Origin of the sequence: Aquiluna sp. KACHI24, assembly GCF_025997915.1 — a bacterium.
GTDB lineage: Bacteria > Actinomycetota > Actinomycetes > Actinomycetales > Microbacteriaceae > Aquiluna.
In genome coordinates, this window is record NZ_AP026677.1 from 1,103,155 (window position 1) to 1,119,608 (window position 16,454).

The following is a 16,454-nucleotide window of genomic DNA, read 5'->3' on the forward strand; positions in this document are numbered from 1 at the left end:
CTCCTTATATATCAGCGTGGAGCGCCTGCCACCGCATAACTTTCCAGCTGAAAAAACGACACCATGCTATGGCCTCGAATCTCCACGCCGTCTCTGACAATACGACATTGGACCAAATCGAAGCCAACACTTTTGAGAATTTGCTCAGCATTGGAGCACACCACACCGGAGATCAAACCTCGATGGGTATCCGCGGCCGATAGCGCTGCAAGATCTGTAGCTACCTGCAATTTTTTGTCTTCAATGAGTGCCGAAATGCCAACGGCACCCACCAGCGCGGCCGATGTTAACCCCACCAGAAGAAGTGCAAGCGCCGCGGTAACTGCTCCCTTTTCTATCCGAGCGAAATGCCACATTGCTCAGTCCTAAGGGTCACTAATCCCGGCTTTACCAAAGCCAGGCAACTAAGTCGCCCTTTGCCGTATAGCTCGAGGGATAGATCACTTGCAACGTCTAACTCCTTGCCGATTAGGTGATTCCGTAAGAGGTACCCGGCATCTTGTTCGAGTCGAAGTTGAGCGGAAGCCAGAGACAACAACCAGGCGATCAGGCTGATGCCCAACAACAGGGTGGGCATCAGCACGATCAGCTCGGCGGTCACGGCACCTCGGTCAGATTTCAAGACCAAGCGCACGCCCCACCAACTTAAACAGCATCGAACGAACTTCTTCGCTTCTGAGAACCAAGAGCATCAATCCGGCAAAGGCAACACCTGCAAGCGTTGCGATTGCATACTCCGCTGTGATGGCACCGTCATCTTTATATATGTCTAGTTTCATATTTCTCCTTTGGTTAGTGCCCCAAGCAAAATTGGTGCCACAGTCAGTAGCAAAAAGGCGGGGAGAGTGGTGAGCCCCAAAGGCAGCATCAATCGAACCGAAAGCTGCTTGGCAATCACAAGGCTTCGGTTTCGCCAGGCTGCCAAATCGCTCTCAATCTGGGACTGCAGTAACAGTTTGAGATTGGCTCCGCTTCGCAGGGCAAATTGTATTAGCTCACTCTGCTTTGGAATCTCGCAAAGCTTGAGTGCCTCGCCCAATTGAATTCCGGTCTGGATAAAGATGGCCAGTCTCAAGATTGGCTGCTGCGGGGGCTTTGAAGTGTCGATTGCAGCCTTGATCATGCGCTCTGAGATGCGATGGCCCAGGTAGCTCAGGCCAGCCGAAATTCCCAAAAGCACTAATCCGAGCGGCGAGAACAAGGCATGGACAACCTCGAGGCCGGTCAGCTCTGCAAGCATCAATCCAAACCAGGGCAACCAGAGCATCAACTTCTTGGTCGAGATTGGAACCTGTTGGGCCTGCTCGATTTCATCTCGAGTATCGCTCTCAATCCTCTGCACTTTTGCAAGCACCCGAGCGGCATCAATTGCTGGGGAGCCCGCCTCGATTGCCAAGCGCAAGGTTGAAAAGTGGGGTTGGTTTCTCACCCCCGAGAGATCGATAGCTTGCTGTTGACTCACCCCAGCTGCCAACAGGGCAGCAAATTTCTCAAAGCTCAATCGGGACCACCTCAAACGGATCCAATTTCAATTTGCCAATCTCCGATACCCGCCGGGTCTCGCGATTTTCAAGCTGCACCACATAGTCGATGCCCATGGCTAGTTGAGCAACTAGCTCTCTGTCGATGTTTGCAAGTTGTCCAAGTAGCAAGAGACGACTTGGCACCTCAGCTAGTGATCTAGCGTGAAGAGTTGCGAGCGCGGGATGGCCATTGTTCACGGCCTGCAAAAGTGCCACAAACTCTGCACCGCGAACTTCGCCCAGCACCAACCGATCCGGTCGCATTCTCAGTGCCGCGGTGAGGAGTTCTGATTGTGAGATAAGGCCCACTCCCTCTTGGTTATTGGGCCTCTCTAGAAAGCTAAATGAGGGTGCCGAAACTTTGATCTCGGGTGTCTGCTCGATGACTGCACAGCGTTGAGCGCTTTGGTGAACCAACGCACCCAACAGTGTGGTTTTGCCAGAAGATGTTGCCCCCGAGATCAAAACTGTCTTTTCAGTCCTGACCGCTTCGCTCAAGAAATTAGCTTGAGACTGAGTCAACATAAGAGTTGTCAATAGATGCTCCAGCGTGATTTGGCTTTTGGGGTGACGCCTGATGGTGACCATGGGGAGGGTCGAAACCGCACTTCGTAGCTGAGCGCTGAGTCGAAAATTCGAAATAGAGAAGTCCGCCATTGGTTTGGCTAGGTCAAGTCTTGAACCGCTCTCCAGGGCAAGTTCAATTAGCAAACTTGAGAGCTCTGCATCTGAATCAAAGGGGCTGCGCACACGCTCTAAAGCACCACCGCGGTCAATGAAGCAGTTGTCTGAACCAATCAGCATCAGCTCAGTGACTCCCTTGGTGAAGAGCGCTTCTAGCTGTGCTGGTATCTCCATGAACCCCATGCTTCAGCTAAAGAGAAGTGGATGTGGGGCTCAAAGAAAGTCTGTGGAAAATAAAAGGGGCGGCAGGTTTGGGGGAAACCTGCCGCCGGGCGGTGCAAACATGGGGGGACGTTGCACCGCGGCTGAACTAGTCAGCAATCAAGATTCTATGCGGAAAAACGAACATTTTGTCCCCCTTTTGGGGATTTTCAAAAAAAGTAATCCCATGAATGCGGAACCGAGTGCAAGAAATGCAGTGAATTTCTGGCATTATGAAGCCGTCAACACCTGGAGGACAATGATGTCTGTTGCACCTGAAATAGAGAATTTGCTGCACGAAACAAGGCGTTTCGCACCAAGTTCAGAGTTCGTGGCCGATGCGATTGCAAAGCCTGAACTGTATGAAAAAGCCAAAACTGATCGGCTCCAGTTTTGGGCAGAACAAGCCAATGAACTTCACTGGCACAAACCCTTCACCCAAGTCTTGGATTGGTCCAATACACCATTTGCCAAGTGGTTCCACGATGGTGAAATCAACGTCAGCTACAACTGCCTAGATCGCCACGTTGAGGCCGGTTGGGGAAAGCGCGTAGCGCTGTTCTTCGAGGGCGAGCCCGGCGATAGCAAGGTCTACACATACTTAGACCTACTCATTGAGGTCAAAAAGGCAGCCAACGTGCTGTTGAAACTGGGTGTTCAACCCGGTGACCGAGTCGCCATTTACATGCCAATGATTCCTGAGGCAATCATTGCGATGCAGGCCGTTGCCCGCGTGGGTGCTGTGCACTCGGTTGTCTTTGGTGGCTTCTCTGCCGACTCTCTGGCTGCTCGCATCGAGGACGCAGAGGCAAAATTAGTCATCACTGCCGACGGAGGATTCCGCAAGGGTAAGGCATCACCGCTCAAGCCAGCGGTAGACGAGGCCCTCTCCGGTGGCAAGTGCCAGACCGTTGAGAATGTGTTGGTCGTGAAGCGAACCGGAAATGATGTCGACTGGACTTCCGGCCGCGACATGTGGTGGCACGAGGAGCTTGGTGCGGTAGAGACCGAGCACGTTGCGCAGGGCTTCAACGCCGAACACCCACTCTTCATTCTTTACACCTCGGGCACCACCGGTAAGCCAAAAGGTATCTTGCACACCACCGGTGGTTACCTCACTCAAGCGGGCTATACCCATCGAAACGTCTTCGATCTTCACCCAGGTCAAGACATCTACTGGTGCACCGCAGATGTCGGCTGGATCACCGGTCACTCATACGTTGCATATGGCCCGCTTGCAAACGGGGCCACTCAGGTTATCTACGAGGGCACCCCAGACTCCCCTGACTGGGGCAGATGGTGGGACATCGTTCAGAAGTACCACGTCTCAATCCTTTACACCGCACCAACTGCTATTCGCAGCTTCATGAAGATTGGCCGCTCCGTGACCACCCACTACGACCTGAGTTCAATCAGAGTGCTGGGCAGCGTTGGCGAGCCAATCAACCCTGAGGCTTGGATGTGGTACCGCGATGTGATCGGAGGCAACAAGGCTCCGATTGTGGATACCTGGTGGCAAACCGAAACCGGCGCAATCATGATTTCACCGCTACCAGGCATCACTGCAACCAAGCCAGGTAGCGCCCAGGTTGCACTGCCCGGTATCGAGATGGCGGTCATTGACGACGATGGCAACAAGGTCGGTGCCGGACACGGCGGCTACCTAACCATCACCGAGCCATGGCCTTCAATGCTCCGCGGTATCTGGGGTGACCCAGAACGCTACAAGGAGACCTACTGGTCTCGTTTTGAGGGCAAGTACTTTGCAGGCGACGGGGCCAAGCTCGACGAGGATGGTGATTTGTGGCTTTTGGGCCGCGTTGACGATGTGATGAATGTCTCAGGTCACCGACTTTCGACCGCAGAGATTGAATCCGCATTGGTCTCTCACCCATTCGTAGCTGAAGCTGCTGTGGTAGGAGCCAAGGATGAGACCACCGGTCAAGCGGTAGTTGCGTTTGTGATCCTGCGCCGCAGCCACATGGATGAAATTGGTAGCGATGCCGACACCTCAAAGATCCTGCGTGACCATGTCGCGAAGGAGATCGGTCCAATCGCAAAGCCGAGAACCATCTTTGTCGTAAGTGAACTACCAAAGACTCGCTCCGGCAAGATCATGCGTCGTCTGCTTCGTGATGTTGCTGAAGACAGACCGATCGGTGATGTCACCACGCTGGCCGACACCTCAGTGATGGACACCATTACCGGCCGCATCAACGCAGGTGCTAACGACTAGGTTCCAGCTAAAGGAAAAACCGCCGGTCTTCTGACCGGCGGTTTTCTTTTTGCTATTCGAATTCGACGATTAGTTCAACCTCTACTGGGGCGTCAAGCGGCAAAGAGGCAACGCCAACAGCACTTCGGGCGTGCTTTCCTGACTCACCAAACACTGCACCGAGAAACTCAGAAGCTCCGTTTAGAACGCCTGGCTGACCTGTGAAGTCTGGGGTTGATGCCACAAAACCAACCACCTTGACCACGCGCTTCACGCGGTCGAGATCACCAATGACGCTCTTGACCGCAGCCAAAGCGTTTATCGCGCATCGCTGCGCAATTTCCTTGGCAAACTCTGGGGAAATCTCTTCGCCAACTTTTCCGGTCGCCATCAGCTGACCGTCAACCAAAGGAATTTGACCGGCAGTAAACACCAAGTTCCCGGAAACAATGGCAGGGACGTACGCTCCCGCTGGAGTTGCAACTGGAGGCAGACTCAGCCCGAGTGCTGCGATCTTGCTCTCTACCGACATCTACTGGGCCTCTCTTTTAAAGAATGCAATAAGTCCACCCTGAGGCCCGGTTGTGATCTGAACCAACTCCCAGCCCTGAGCGCCCCAGGTGTTGAGAATCTGGGTTTCTTTGTGCAAAAGAAGTGGTGTGGTGACGTATTCCCACTTGGTCATTTTCAGCTCCGTTTCAGCCTGCAAAAGGTAACCTAGAGTCTATGTCCGCAAAGCGCCCCTCAACTGCATCGAACATTTTCAAGTTCGGCATTCTCAGCGCGGTAGCGGGTGTTCTATCGGTTGCAATCCTGGCTCCCGCCATCGCGGTCGCAGGTGCAGTTGGAACCGCCGGCGTTAGCGCATTTGAGTCGCTGCCGGCTTACATCAAACCGGTCAACGCTTCCCAAGCTTCAAATATCTATGCGCTGCGCGATGGCAAGCCGGAAAAGATAGCCACCTTCTTCCACGAAAACCGCGTTGAGGTTCCATTTGAGGAGATGTCGGAAAACCTGATCAACGCAGTTATTTCGGTTGAGGACCCTCGGTTTTACCAGCACGGTGGCGTGGACATCATTTCGCTACTTCGTGCGACGTTGACCAACCTCGCCACCTTCGGCGAAGGTCCTGGAGCATCCACCATCACAATGCAATACGTGCGTCAATCGCAGGTAGAGGCCGCCAATCTCTCGGGCGACGCAGAGGCAATTGCGGCTGCGACCGAGGTGACCATTGAGCGCAAGCTCAAAGAGATTCGCCTAGCCATCGCACTAGAAAACCAAGTTTCAAAAAAGGACATCCTGGCCGGTTATCTAAACCTCGTCTTTTTGGGCAACCAAATCAACGGTGTTGAAACCGCATCACAGTATTACTTCGGCACCAGTGCTAAGAACCTGACTGTTCCTCAGGCTGCCTACTTGGCAGCCATGCTCAAATCTCCAAACGACTACAAGCCAGACGAGGCTGACAATCTAGAGCGCGGTATTGGTCGTCGCAACTACGTAATTCAGGCCATGGCCGATGAGGGGTACCTCACCCAGGAACAAGCCGACACCTATAAAGCCGCTCCGGTTCAGACCAAGATCACCAAGTCCAAGCAGGGCTGCGAGGCAAACCAGACCACTGCCTTCTTCTGTGATTTCACGGTTTGGACTATTCGCAACTCGCAGGAGTTTGGCTTCAGCTCGGAAGAGCGTGAGATGCTGCTTCGCCGCGGTGGTCTTGAGATCTACACCACCTTGGATCTAGATGTTCAGCAGGCTGCATTCGAAGCCAGCATGGAACTTCTTCCACCTGATAACGAGTGGTCTTTTGGAACCGCTTCGGTATCAGTGGAAAGCGGCACCGGGCGAGTAATTGCAATGGCACAAAACCGCTACTTCGATCAAAGCGACACCCCGGCTCCCGGTCGGACCAGCGTTAACTTCAACACTGACAAGCCCTATGGTGGCTCATCCGGATTCCAACCAGGATCTACCTACAAGATTTTTACCCTAGCCGAATGGCTGAAAAACGGTGGCACGTTGGGTGACATTGTGGATGGTCGCATCTACAACGGTGAAGACGTCGATCAAAACGGCGAGATTGACAAGGTCAAGATTTGGGACGTTGCCAGGGAGTTCAGGGCAAGTTGTGGAGATGTTGTTGGCTTCTGGGAAGTAAACAACTCCGGCGATAAAACCATCAACGAGATCAGTGTTGCGAAGGCAGTAGTCACTTCGCAGAACACTGCATTTGCAGCCATGGCATCAAAGGTTGACCTTTGTGCAATTCGCGATACCGCTAAGGCCTTTGGTGTTCACAGAGCCGATGGTCAGGAGCTTTTGTATGTTCCAGCAACCATTTTGGGCACGAACGAAATTGCTCCACTAACCATGGCTGCTGCATATGCAGCACTTGCCAACAACGGTGTCTACTGCTCTCCAGTTGCAATCGACAAGGTCGTGCTTCGCAAGACTGGTGAATCGCTTCCAATTCCGCAAACCGCTTGTTCCCAGGCGGTGACCCCAGACATCGCAGCCGCAATGACTCACGCACTTCGCGCTGTGATGACCGGTGGAACCGGTACTGCCGCAAATCCAAACGATGGTACACCGCTAGCTGGTAAAACCGGTACGACAGACAACAGAATCCACACTTGGATGTCGGGTTACTCCTCCAAAGTCGCTACCTCTACCTGGGTGGGCAACGTCTCGGGACTCACAACACAGTCCGGCAAGAGCGTTGATGGTCTTGCGGTTTCCAGCGTTCGCCATGCCGTTTGGAAGCGAATCATGACGGTCGTCAACGGCAAGTATCAAGGAGACCCATTCCCCGCCGCTGATCCAAAATTCATCGCCGCAACACAATTGGTGGTTCCGAATGTTGCGACTTTCACTCCAGAGAGTGCGAAGACTCAGCTGATTGCCGATGGTTTCAACGTGCAGCTAATTTCTAATTCCGTTGCCTCTGCAGCGCCGGCAGGAACCATCGCCTACACCAAGCCAGCAATCGGCTCTACTGCTACCAAGGGTTCAATCATCAAGCTCTACGTCTCAGCCGGTGGCCGAGTTTCGGTTCCGATCGTCAAGGGGCTCAGCATCGAAGAGGCATCCGCTTCGCTTCAGGCGCTTGGACTAACAGTCACATTGCCACAGCCTTCCCAGACCAACCTTCTAAAGTGCGACCCAGCACTACCGAACGGTGTTGCCTATGGCACGAACCCTGAGGCGGGTAAGGCGGTCTCTCCGTCCAGCGCAATAGTTCTGATTCCAAACACATGTGGCTAACCTCACACGCCGGTCCATTTAGGCTCAACCGACTGAGTATTGCTGGAATCTCACATCAGCCAATTCGGGTGCTACACATTTCGGACCTACACTTTGCCCCTGGTCAAAACAAAAAAGCCGAGTTTCTAAAGCAACTAGCTGAATTAGAGCCAGATTTGGTTATCAACACTGGCGACAACCTCGGTCACAAAGACGCTATCAACCCTGCCCTTTCGGCCCTCGGGCCACTGGCAAAGTTTCCTGGAGTCTTTGTAAATGGCTCCAATGATTACCGATCACCTGAGCTCAAGAATCCATTTCGCTACTTTGTTGCACCATCCAAGGTCCCCGAAAGACGAGACATCGACACCGCTAGATTCACAACCGAACTAGAAAACTTTGGTTGGCTGAATCTCAATAACCACTCCGGGAAGCTTGATATTGCCGGAAAAACGATTGGATTTATCGGGGTCGACGATCCGCATGAAAACTTGGATGACCTGGATTCACTTGATGCTCAGGTCAAAGAGATTGCGGATGCAGATTTGACCCTCGGTATCGCTCATGCGCCATACCTTCGAGTTCTGGAGGCAATGACCAAATCCGGAGCGAGCATGATCTTTGCCGGTCACACACATGGTGGGCAGCTATGTCTTCCCGGACAAAGAGCACTGGTTTCAAACTGCGATCTTCCAACTGAATACGCGTCTGGGCTTTCGGGTTGGCAGTTCGGCGATAAAGAGTCAATACTTCATGTCAGCGCAGGACTGGGCTGTTCAATTTACGCTCCGGTGAGGCTTTTCTGCCCACCGCAGGCAACACTTATCGAACTGAACTAAGCAAGCTCCTGAGCCACAAGCTCAGCGATCTCGTAGGTGTTCAGAGCAGCTCCCTTGCGAAGGTTGTCGCCAACCACAAACAGGTCAATGGTGTTCGGGAAATCCTCAGCCTGACGGATGCGACCGACAAAGGTTGGATCCTGACCGGCAACGTGAGCTGGGGTTGGGTAAACACCATTAGCTGGGTCATCCATCACCACTACTGTTGGCTGAGCCTCAAGCTCTGCCCTCACTTCATCGACGGTGATTGGCTTAGCAAAGGTTGCGTGAACTGCAAGCGAGTGAGAAACCTGAACCGGAACACGAACACAGGTTGCCGCCACCTTTAGGTCCTTGATACCCAGGATCTTGCGAGACTCATTGCGAACCTTTAGCTCCTCAGAGGTGTGACCACCGTCTTTCAGGCTGCCGGCAACTGGAATCACATTTAGCGCAATCGGGGTTGCCCATGGTGAGTCAGCCTGAGAAACACCCTGAGCATCCAAGGTCTTGGCAACCGAGTCGGTGCTCAAACCTGCAGCTGGGTTGGTTGCGACAGCGGCAATCTCGGCCTGCAGGCGATCAATACCAGGTGCACCAGCGCCTGATACCGCCTGATAGCTCGAGACCACAAGCTCGGTGAGCTGCCACTTTGCGTGCAATGCACCAAGTGCGGCCATCATGGTCAAAGTCGTGCAGTTTGGGTTTGCGATGATGCCGAGTGGTCGAGACTTTGCAGCAAATGGGTTCACCTCAGGCACCACAAGCGGAACCTCTGGGTTCATGCGGAATGCCGCAGAGTTGTCAACGCAAACCACTCCCTTGGCAGCTGCAATTGGAGCCCAAACCTCAGAAACCTCATCTGGAACATCGAACATGGCGATGTCAATTCCATCGAACGCCTCTTCGGAGAGAGCGACCACGGTGTGGGGCTTTCCGTGAACCATGATCTCCTTGCCCGCAGAGCGAGCCGAGGCAATCAGGCGAATCTCTCCCCAGATGTTTTCACGGGAGTTGATGATGTCGATCATTACGGTACCGACGGCACCGGTTGCACCAACGAGAGCGAGGTTTGGCTTGGACATCAATTACCTTCCGGTTCCGGCGTAGACCACAGCGGTGTCAGCTGCGTCTAGCTCAAAAGCTGAGTGGACAATACGGGTGGCTTCCTTGAGCTGGTCGGCTCTGGTGACAACCGAGATGCGAATTTCTGAGGTGGAGATCATCTCGATGTTGATCCCGGCTCGAGCCAGTGCACCAAAGAGCTTGGCCGAGACTCCCGATGAGGTCTTCATACCCGCACCAACGATTGACAGCTTTCCGATCTCATCGTCATAGGTAACGTCCTTGAAGCCGACTTCACTCTGCTCGGTCTTTAGCGCTTCCACCACACGGTGACGATCAGCGTGAGGGAGGGTGAAAGAAATGTCACTTAAGTGAGTCTCGGTGGTGGAGACGTTCTGAACAATCATGTCGATGTTTGCGCCAGCCTCTGCCACGATCTGGAACAGCTCGGCCGCCTTGCCTGGACGGTCTGGAATACCAATCACAGTGATCTTGGACTGAGTGTCATCTGCTGCAACACCTGAAACTACTGGCTCTTCCATGTCATCTCCTGGATTGGTGGTGTAAACGAGGGTGCCCGGGTCGAGGCTGAAAGTTGAACGAACGCGAAGTGGAACCTGGTGGCGGCGAGCAAACTCAACGGCACGAATGTAAAGAATCTTCGCTCCCGAGGAAGAAAGCTCAAGCATCGAGTCGATGTCGATTTGGGCTAGCTTGTGAGCTCTTGGGACAACACGAGGATCCGCAGTGTAGACACCGTCAACGTCTGAGTAAATCTCACAAACATCAGCCTTGAGCGCTGCTGCTAGCGCAACAGCAGTGGTGTCAGAGCCACCTCTACCCAATGTGGTTACATCTCCAGATTCAAAACTGAAGCCCTGAAAACCTGCAACGATTGCAATCTCACCCTGGTCCAAGGTTTCGCGAATTCGAGTTGGTTCGATCTTCCAAATCCGAGCTGAACCGTGAACGTTGTCAGTTGAGATTCCTGCTTGGAAACCGGTGAAGGACTTGGCCTTGCCGCCCATTTCCTGAATTGCCATGGCTAGCAGCGACATCGAGATTCGCTCACCAGCGGTGAGCAGCATGTCCATCTCGCGAGATTGACGACGGGTGGAGACCGAGTCGGCTAGGTCAATTAGTTCATCGGTGGTGTCACCCATGGCGGAGACCACAACACACACCTGGTGACCAGCAGCTTGGGTCTCTAGAACGCGGTTAGCGACGTGCTTGATCTTCTCGGCATCTGCTACAGATGAACCGCCGAACTTTTGCACGATTAGCGCCAACGGACACTCCTCAAGAAATTTGTGGGGATTGCTGCCGCCAGTGGCATTCAGAGCATTCTAGTTGACTCGACGCCTGCCCTCAAAGGCCCGACCCAAGGTCATATCATCGGCGTATTCCAGATCTCCACCGACTGGCAATCCAGATGCCAGCTTGGTGACATTGATTTCCATAGTGCCAAGCATTCTCGAGAGATAGGTCGCGGTGGCCTCACCCTCAAGATTTGGGTTGGTTGCCAAGATCACTTCGCGAATCAGAGGATCCGCCAAGCGCTTCATCAAATCCTTGATTCTGAGCTGATCAGGGCCGATTCCGGCAATCGGGGAAATCGCTCCGCCCAGCACATGGTAGAGACCTCGGTACTCTCTGGTGCGCTCGATTGCGGCTATGTCCTTGGACTCCTCAACTACACAGATCAGCCCCAGATCACGTTTTGGATCGGAGCAGATGGAGCAGCGAATCTCCTGCGAGATATTTCCGCAGAGCTCACAGAACTTAACCTTGGCCTTCGCCTCAACAACCACCTCAGCCAATCGATTGGCAACCTCAACCTCAGCCTCGATTAGGTGAAAAGCAATTCGCTGCGCGGACTTTGGTCCAACTCCGGGCAATCTGCCCAGCTCATCAATCAGATCCTGGATAACGCCTTCGTACATTACTGCTCATCCCTTAGTGGCTGAGCACCGAGCATTTCGCGCAGCATGAACTCGCCTGACTTCTCCGTCTCAACTGGAGGAAGGGTCTGAATCACTTCGGTGACTTCCTCCTCGCGTTCTTCCTCTGAGACAAACTCGTCTGGCTCGGAAGGCTCAATTACTGGGGCCTTTGGAGCAACCGAAGGTGCATCGGCAACCTTTGCCTTGTACTTCACTCGAACCCCGTAGGTCTCGAGGATTACTTGGCGGAGCACCTCGGATGCGCCTTGCGAGTTCTTGAAGGCGTCGACATCTTTTTGACTCTGGAATAGGAGAGTCAGCACTTCATCTTGGTAATCCAAAACTTTGGTGGTGAAGGCCACTGCCCAGGCAGATCGTGACTGCTTGGCAAGTGAATTGAGAATGTCTTGCCAACCGTTTTTGAAAGTAGCAACTGTGATTGTGCCGGACGTAGATGGCTTTGGATCAGCAGCAGCTGCAGCTGGCGCTACAGCCTCTACCTTGGCAGGCTGCGGCTTTCTATCCTCGTCTCGCGGTGCCTCAACCAGCTTGGTGATTGACTCAACCTTCGGTGCAGGTGCCGCCAGCTTTGGAGCGGCAGGAGCAGGGTGGCTAACCTCGATTGCCGGTGCAAGCACGCGCGCGCAGAGCAGTTCAAGTTGAAGGCGAGGATTAGCTGATCCAGAAGTGTCGGCCAGCGCCTTTGAGGTTGCTTCAGCGGCTGCGGTCAACTGCGGCAAACCAAAGCGATTGGCTTGAACCGCAAGCAGATCAAACTGCTCTGGGCCTAGCCCACGCAGAATTGCCCTAGCTCCCTCACCCAAAGAGGTAACCAGCATCAAATCGCGCAGTCGCTCAAGTAGGTCCTCGAGGAAGCGTCTCGCGTCTTGACCAGACTGAATCACTTTGTCCACAGCCGCAAAGGCCTTGGCAGCGTCGATTTCAGCAAATGCGTCAATGACCTCGCTCATCAGCTGAGCGTGAGTGAAGCCCAGAAGAGCGACCGCGCGGTCGTAACCGATTTCCTTGGAGTCACTGCCTGCTATCAGCTGGTCAAGAAGCGAAAGGCTGTCTCGAACTGAGCCACCGGATGCTCTTACTACCAAAGGCAGGACTCCGCCTTCGGCCGAGTAACCCTCTGAGGTTAGAACCGTGTCTAAATACTCCAGTAGCTCTCCCGGAGGAACCAAGCGGAAGGGATAGTGGTGGGTTCTGGAACGAATGGTGCCAATTACCTTTTCAGGCTCCGTGGTAGCGAATATGAACTTCACGTGAGCTGGTGGCTCTTCAACGATCTTTAGAAGGGCGTTGAATCCTTGAGTGGTAACCATGTGAGCTTCGTCGAGGATAAAAATCTTGTAGCGATCTCTGGCTGGAGCGAATATGGCTCGCTCGCGGAGCTCGCGGGCATCATCAACACCGTTGTGAGATGCGGCGTCGATCTCGACAACATCAAGTGATCCAGAGCCACCGCGAGCTAGCTCAACGCAGCTTGGGCACTTGCCGCATGGGGTGTCTGTAGGGCCCTCAGCACAGTTGAGACACCTGGCCAAAATGCGAGCGGATGTGGTCTTGCCACAACCTCTGGGTCCAGAGAAAAGGTATGCGTGATTCACGCGATCGCCCCTGAGTGCAGCCATCAAAGGCTCGGTCACCTGGGTCTGCCCAATCAGCTCAGAGAAGGACTCTGGGCGGTATCTGCGATAAAGGGCTGTGGTCACACCGAAAGCCTAATTGCTTGGGGAGACATTGAAGCCCTGTGTGCGTTACCTGTGGTTAAAAAGGGACCCCCCGTGCACCCGTCAGAGCTCAGTTACCCTTGCTACCTCTCGGTCCTGGGGGATTAGCCAAGATGACGCCACACGGGGAGTCGATGAAAGTTTACCTGCGATTAGTTCTGCGGGAAACCAAGATTTAGACCACCGTGTGAGGGGTCGAGCCACCTTGAGGTGACTACCTTGGTTTGGGTGAAGAAGCGGAATCCCTCTTCACCATGCGCGCGGGAATCACCAAAGAGTGAGTGCTTCCAGCCTCCAAAGGAGAAGTAGGCAACCGGCACCGGAATCGGGACATTGATGCCGATCATGCCAACCTCAACCTCATTCTGGAATTTGCGTGCTGCTCCCCCATCGTTGGTGAAGATTGCAGTGCCGTTGCCAAAGGCACCAGAGTTGATCAAGGCAAGCCCCTCGTCATAGCTCTGCACTCGAACCACTGATAGCACTGGGCCGAAAATCTCTTCTTTGTAAACCTTGGAGCTAAGTGGCACCCGATCAATCAAAGTCGGGCCAAGCCAAAAACCTCCAGCATCTCCGTCTGGGTTCACTGCACGACCGTCAACCACAACCTTGGCTCCGTCTTGCTCAGCAATCTCGATATAAGAGGCGACCTTATCGCGGTGCTCCTTTGTAACGAGTGGCCCCATGTCACAGCTTCTGCGACCATCGCCAACCTTGATCTGGGCCATGCGGGAAGCAATCTTCTCGATCAGCTGATCAGCGACCGGCTCGACCGCAACCACAACTGAGATAGCCATGCAGCGCTCGCCCGCTGAGCCGAAGCCCGCATTCACCGCTGAGTCTGCGACTAGATCTAGGTCTGCATCCGGCAGGACCAGCATGTGGTTCTTGGCACCACCTAGGGCCTGAACTCGCTTTCCGAAGTGAGCAGCAGTTTCATAGATGTATTGAGCGATTGGGGTAGAGCCAACAAACGAGATAGATGCCACATCTGGGTGAGTCAAAAGACCATCAACCGCTTCTTTGTCTCCATGCAAGACATTGAACACACCGTCTGGAAGACCAGCTTCTTTCCATAGCTCCGCCAGCCACATTGCGGCCGAAGGGTCTTTTTCACTTGGCTTCAAAACCACACAGTTCCCAGCCGCAATCGCCACCGGGAAAAACCACATCGGCACCATCGCTGGAAAGTTGAACGGGCTGATGATTCCGACAACACCCAAAGGCTGCTTTAGCGAGTAAACATCCACATTCGTCGAGGCATTCTCGGAGAATTCACCCTTGAGTAGCTGTGGTGCACCGCAGGCAAACTCCACCACCTCTTGACCGCGGGTGATCTCTCCCAGTGCATCGGACAAGACTTTGCCGTGCTCGCGGGTGATGATTTCGGCAAGCTCAGACTTCTTGTTTTCTAGCAGCTCTCGGAATCGAAATATGACCTGCTGGCGCTTTGCCAAGGTGGTGTTCTTCCAGGCAGGGAAGGCCGACTTAGCTGCCGCCACCGCAGCATCAATTTCTGCTTTGTTTGCAAAGCCAACCTCAGCAATCGGAGCACCCAAGGCTGGATTGAAAACTTTGCCGCTGCGACCAGATGTTGAAAGAACAACCTGACCATTGATGAAGTGACCGATCTGGCTCATCTTCGAAACCCACTTACCGTTCAGCTAGAACTCTGTTCAACTTTAGCTAAAGGCAGATTGGCGAATTCTGGATTTTGGTTTGATTTTGAGGGTAAACTGCCCAACGGAGAATTCGCCTAGTGGCCTATGGCGCACGCTTGGAAAGCGTGTTGAGTGAAAGCTCTCAGGGGTTCGAATCCCCTATTCTCCGCTGTGAAAAAGCCCCAGATTTCTCTGGGGCTTTTCTCTTCTAGCAACAGTCTTTAGAGCCGCTTGTTTTAGCCTGCTGGATTGAAGGGCAGGGAACCGTTCCGTAGGAACAAAAAACACAACAATCACCTTCAAGAGGCGTCTGACGGTTCTCGCAACTTGGGCAAGTCCATGCCCACATACAAGAGTCGGTCGGCATGGTCAATGTCTCACCTATACCGCAGGTTGGGCATGTGAGTGTGCTTTCGGCGATGACACCTTTGCCTTCAGTCATAGGAAAACTTTATCCCTAAACATTTAGGAACGGCCATCACACCCGGGGCCTCAGATCTGCTCGAACTTGAGCATGGCGTAGAAAGATGGCGTAGAAACGGATTTCCCAAATCTACTTTGAAGTCAGCGTTGAGAAGTAGGCGTGTAGTGCGTTCCTCTTATTCTCCGCAGTGAAAAACCCTCTGAGCAATCAGAGGGTTTTGTCATTCAGCAACAGTTTCGAAATCAATAGGCTTGGTTGCATGGAACAACTGACTAGAGTTCTCCTTACTCTTCATGTGGCTGCAGGTTCACTCGCATTGCTTGCCGCGTTCTTCGCCATTACATTTCGCAAAGGTGCGAGGAAGCATAACTTTGCTGGCAAAACTTACTTTTGGTCGATGATGGCCGTTGCCGCAACAGCCATTCCTGTTTCTATTCTTCGTCCAAATCTCATGTTGTTCTTTGTTGCCATCTTTTCTTCATACATGGCATACGCAGGCTGGCGTTTCGGACGCAAATCCCGCTACATCATGGCGCGCCAGCCTTATGTTGAGTGGGCCATGTTGGTTGTCGGCATTGCGATGATTTTTAGCGGGCTCGTAGAAGTATTCACGGGCTCACCTATGGGTTGGGTTCTCGTTGCGTTTGGGGCTATAGGGCTTCAGTTCGCGGTCCAGGATTTACGAGGATGGGGAAAGGCGGAAGACTTCGGAACTAGAATCTCCAATCACCTCTCGCACATGCTCGGTGGCACTATAGCCACCATTACCGCGGTACTGGTTCAACAGGTTGTTCCAAGGCTTGATCCGTCAAACCCCCTCAAAGTGTTGGTCTGGTTAGCTCCGACATTGGTAATCACTCCCCTAATCGTCATTTGGGCTGGCAAAGTCAGGACGACTCAAAAGGTTCGTCTATTTAGCAGCTAGCAAACCT

General features: G+C 53.4%; 16 protein-coding genes, 1 tRNA gene, 1 other RNA gene and 1 pseudogene. 5 read left to right on the forward strand and 14 right to left on the reverse strand.

Features of this window, described 5'->3' with window-relative positions:
* Window positions 1-11 precede the first annotated feature (11 nt).
* The 5 genes from OO713_RS05610 to OO713_RS05630 are packed head-to-tail and all read right to left on the reverse strand — an operon-like array spanning window position 12 to window position 2,381.
* On the reverse strand, window positions 12-356 hold the full coding sequence (locus OO713_RS05610) for a hypothetical protein (RefSeq protein ID WP_264785168.1): 345 nt from the start codon (window positions 354-356) through the stop codon (window positions 12-14).
* A complete protein-coding gene (locus OO713_RS05615; protein ID WP_264785169.1) occupies window positions 335-634 on the reverse strand; it encodes a hypothetical protein in 300 nt (99 codons plus the stop codon). The genes OO713_RS05610 and OO713_RS05615 overlap by 22 nt, the downstream gene beginning before the upstream one ends.
* Entirely contained in the window at window positions 612-779 is a 168-nt protein-coding gene (locus OO713_RS05620; protein WP_264785170.1) for a DUF4244 domain-containing protein, read from the reverse strand. Before OO713_RS05620 ends, OO713_RS05615 begins: the two co-directional genes overlap by 23 nt.
* Window positions 776-1,501, reverse strand: a complete 726-nt coding sequence (locus OO713_RS05625) for a hypothetical protein (protein WP_264785172.1) — start codon at window positions 1,499-1,501, stop codon at window positions 776-778. The genes OO713_RS05620 and OO713_RS05625 overlap by 4 nt, the downstream gene beginning before the upstream one ends.
* Window positions 1,491-2,381 carry an ATPase, T2SS/T4P/T4SS family gene (locus tag OO713_RS05630; RefSeq protein ID WP_264785173.1) on the reverse strand — a complete coding sequence of 297 codons (891 nt, stop codon included), beginning with the start codon at window positions 2,379-2,381 and terminating at the stop codon, window positions 1,491-1,493. The genes OO713_RS05625 and OO713_RS05630 overlap by 11 nt, the downstream gene beginning before the upstream one ends.
* A gap of 289 nt (window positions 2,382-2,670) precedes the next feature.
* Between OO713_RS05630 and acs the strand changes: the two genes are divergently transcribed.
* Window positions 2,671-4,644, forward strand: coding sequence for an acetate--CoA ligase (gene acs / locus OO713_RS05635; protein WP_264786450.1), 1,974 nt, complete (start codon window positions 2,671-2,673; stop codon window positions 4,642-4,644).
* Window positions 4,645-4,696: 52 nt separating this feature from the next.
* Here acs and OO713_RS05640 read toward each other — a convergent pair whose 3' ends face one another.
* Window positions 4,697-5,155: a RidA family protein gene (locus OO713_RS05640; protein WP_264785174.1), complete on the reverse strand. Its 459-nt coding sequence runs from the start codon at window positions 5,153-5,155 to the stop codon at window positions 4,697-4,699.
* A complete protein-coding gene (locus OO713_RS05645; RefSeq protein WP_264785176.1) occupies window positions 5,156-5,308 on the reverse strand; it encodes a DUF4177 domain-containing protein in 153 nt (50 codons plus the stop codon).
* Window positions 5,309-5,349: 41 nt separating this feature from the next.
* Here OO713_RS05645 and OO713_RS05650 point away from each other — a divergent pair, with 41 nt between their 5' ends.
* Window positions 5,350-7,893, forward strand: a complete 2,544-nt coding sequence (locus OO713_RS05650; RefSeq protein WP_264785178.1) for a transglycosylase domain-containing protein — start codon at window positions 5,350-5,352, stop codon at window positions 7,891-7,893.
* Complete coding sequence (locus OO713_RS05655; protein ID WP_264785179.1) at window positions 7,884-8,711, forward strand: metallophosphoesterase; 828 nt, start codon at window positions 7,884-7,886, stop codon at window positions 8,709-8,711. Before OO713_RS05650 ends, OO713_RS05655 begins: the two co-directional genes overlap by 10 nt.
* On the opposite strand, the gene OO713_RS05660 is transcribed toward OO713_RS05655, so the two are convergent.
* The 6 genes and pseudogenes from OO713_RS05660 to OO713_RS05685 form a co-directional block, all read right to left on the reverse strand.
* A complete protein-coding gene (locus OO713_RS05660; protein ID WP_264785181.1) occupies window positions 8,708-9,775 on the reverse strand; it encodes an aspartate-semialdehyde dehydrogenase in 1,068 nt (355 codons plus the stop codon). The genes OO713_RS05655 and OO713_RS05660 overlap by 4 nt on opposite strands.
* 3 nt (window positions 9,776-9,778) lie before the next feature.
* The gene (locus OO713_RS05665; protein WP_264785183.1) at window positions 9,779-11,044 is read right to left on the reverse strand and encodes an aspartate kinase; all 1,266 of its coding nucleotides are present in this window, start codon (window positions 11,042-11,044) and stop codon (window positions 9,779-9,781) included.
* A gap of 57 nt (window positions 11,045-11,101) precedes the next feature.
* A complete protein-coding gene (gene recR / locus OO713_RS05670; protein WP_264785184.1) occupies window positions 11,102-11,698 on the reverse strand; it encodes a recombination mediator RecR in 597 nt (198 codons plus the stop codon).
* 194 nt (window positions 11,699-11,892) lie between these two features.
* Window positions 11,893-13,419 (reverse strand): annotated as a pseudogene (locus OO713_RS05675) (DNA polymerase III subunit gamma and tau); the annotation flags it as partial.
* A 58-nt stretch (window positions 13,420-13,477) separates the two neighbouring features.
* Window positions 13,478-13,573: signal recognition particle sRNA small type (ffs, locus tag OO713_RS05680), an RNA gene on the reverse strand.
* A 16-nt stretch (window positions 13,574-13,589) separates the two neighbouring features.
* Entirely contained in the window at window positions 13,590-15,077 is a 1,488-nt protein-coding gene (locus OO713_RS05685) for a CoA-acylating methylmalonate-semialdehyde dehydrogenase (RefSeq protein ID WP_264785185.1), read from the reverse strand.
* A 105-nt stretch (window positions 15,078-15,182) separates the two neighbouring features.
* On the opposite strand from OO713_RS05685, the gene OO713_RS05690 reads away from it, so the two are divergent.
* Window positions 15,183-15,267: transfer RNA gene (locus tag OO713_RS05690), tRNA-Ser, on the forward strand.
* A gap of 39 nt (window positions 15,268-15,306) precedes the next feature.
* Here OO713_RS05690 and OO713_RS07225 read toward each other — a convergent pair.
* The gene (locus OO713_RS07225) at window positions 15,307-15,540 is read right to left on the reverse strand and encodes a GDCCVxC domain-containing (seleno)protein (RefSeq protein WP_084321321.1); all 234 of its coding nucleotides are present in this window, start codon (window positions 15,538-15,540) and stop codon (window positions 15,307-15,309) included.
* A 241-nt stretch (window positions 15,541-15,781) separates the two neighbouring features.
* Here OO713_RS07225 and OO713_RS05695 point away from each other — a divergent pair, with 241 nt between their 5' ends.
* Window positions 15,782-16,447: a hypothetical protein gene (locus OO713_RS05695; RefSeq protein WP_264785186.1), complete on the forward strand. Its 666-nt coding sequence runs from the start codon at window positions 15,782-15,784 to the stop codon at window positions 16,445-16,447.
* Window positions 16,448-16,454: the final 7 nt, after the last annotated feature.

What these genes read in the sequence shown, in the direction of transcription:
- acs (WP_264786450.1), top strand. Translation starts at nt 2,671, where the DNA reads ATGTCTGTTGCACCTGAAATAGAGAATTTGCTGCACGAAACAAGGCGT.
- OO713_RS05630 (WP_264785173.1), bottom strand. Translation starts at nt 2,381, where the DNA reads ATGGAGATACCAGCACAGCTAGAAGCGCTCTTCACCAAGGGAGTCACT.
- recR (WP_264785184.1), bottom strand. Translation starts at nt 11,698, where the DNA reads ATGTACGAAGGCGTTATCCAGGATCTGATTGATGAGCTGGGCAGATTG.
- OO713_RS05660 (WP_264785181.1), bottom strand. Translation starts at nt 9,775, where the DNA reads ATGTCCAAGCCAAACCTCGCTCTCGTTGGTGCAACCGGTGCCGTCGGT.
- OO713_RS05610 (WP_264785168.1), bottom strand. Translation starts at nt 356, where the DNA reads ATGTGGCATTTCGCTCGGATAGAAAAGGGAGCAGTTACCGCGGCGCTT.
- OO713_RS05685 (WP_264785185.1), bottom strand. Translation starts at nt 15,077, where the DNA reads ATGAGCCAGATCGGTCACTTCATCAATGGTCAGGTTGTTCTTTCAACA.
- OO713_RS05620 (WP_264785170.1), bottom strand. Translation starts at nt 779, where the DNA reads ATGAAACTAGACATATATAAAGATGACGGTGCCATCACAGCGGAGTAT.
- OO713_RS05655 (WP_264785179.1), top strand. Translation starts at nt 7,884, where the DNA reads ATGTGGCTAACCTCACACGCCGGTCCATTTAGGCTCAACCGACTGAGT.
- OO713_RS05650 (WP_264785178.1), top strand. Translation starts at nt 5,350, where the DNA reads ATGTCCGCAAAGCGCCCCTCAACTGCATCGAACATTTTCAAGTTCGGC.
- OO713_RS07225 (WP_084321321.1), bottom strand. Translation starts at nt 15,540, where the DNA reads ATGACTGAAGGCAAAGGTGTCATCGCCGAAAGCACACTCACATGCCCA.
- OO713_RS05645 (WP_264785176.1), bottom strand. Translation starts at nt 5,308, where the DNA reads ATGACCAAGTGGGAATACGTCACCACACCACTTCTTTTGCACAAAGAA.
- OO713_RS05640 (WP_264785174.1), bottom strand. Translation starts at nt 5,155, where the DNA reads ATGTCGGTAGAGAGCAAGATCGCAGCACTCGGGCTGAGTCTGCCTCCA.
- OO713_RS05695 (WP_264785186.1), top strand. Translation starts at nt 15,782, where the DNA reads ATGGAACAACTGACTAGAGTTCTCCTTACTCTTCATGTGGCTGCAGGT.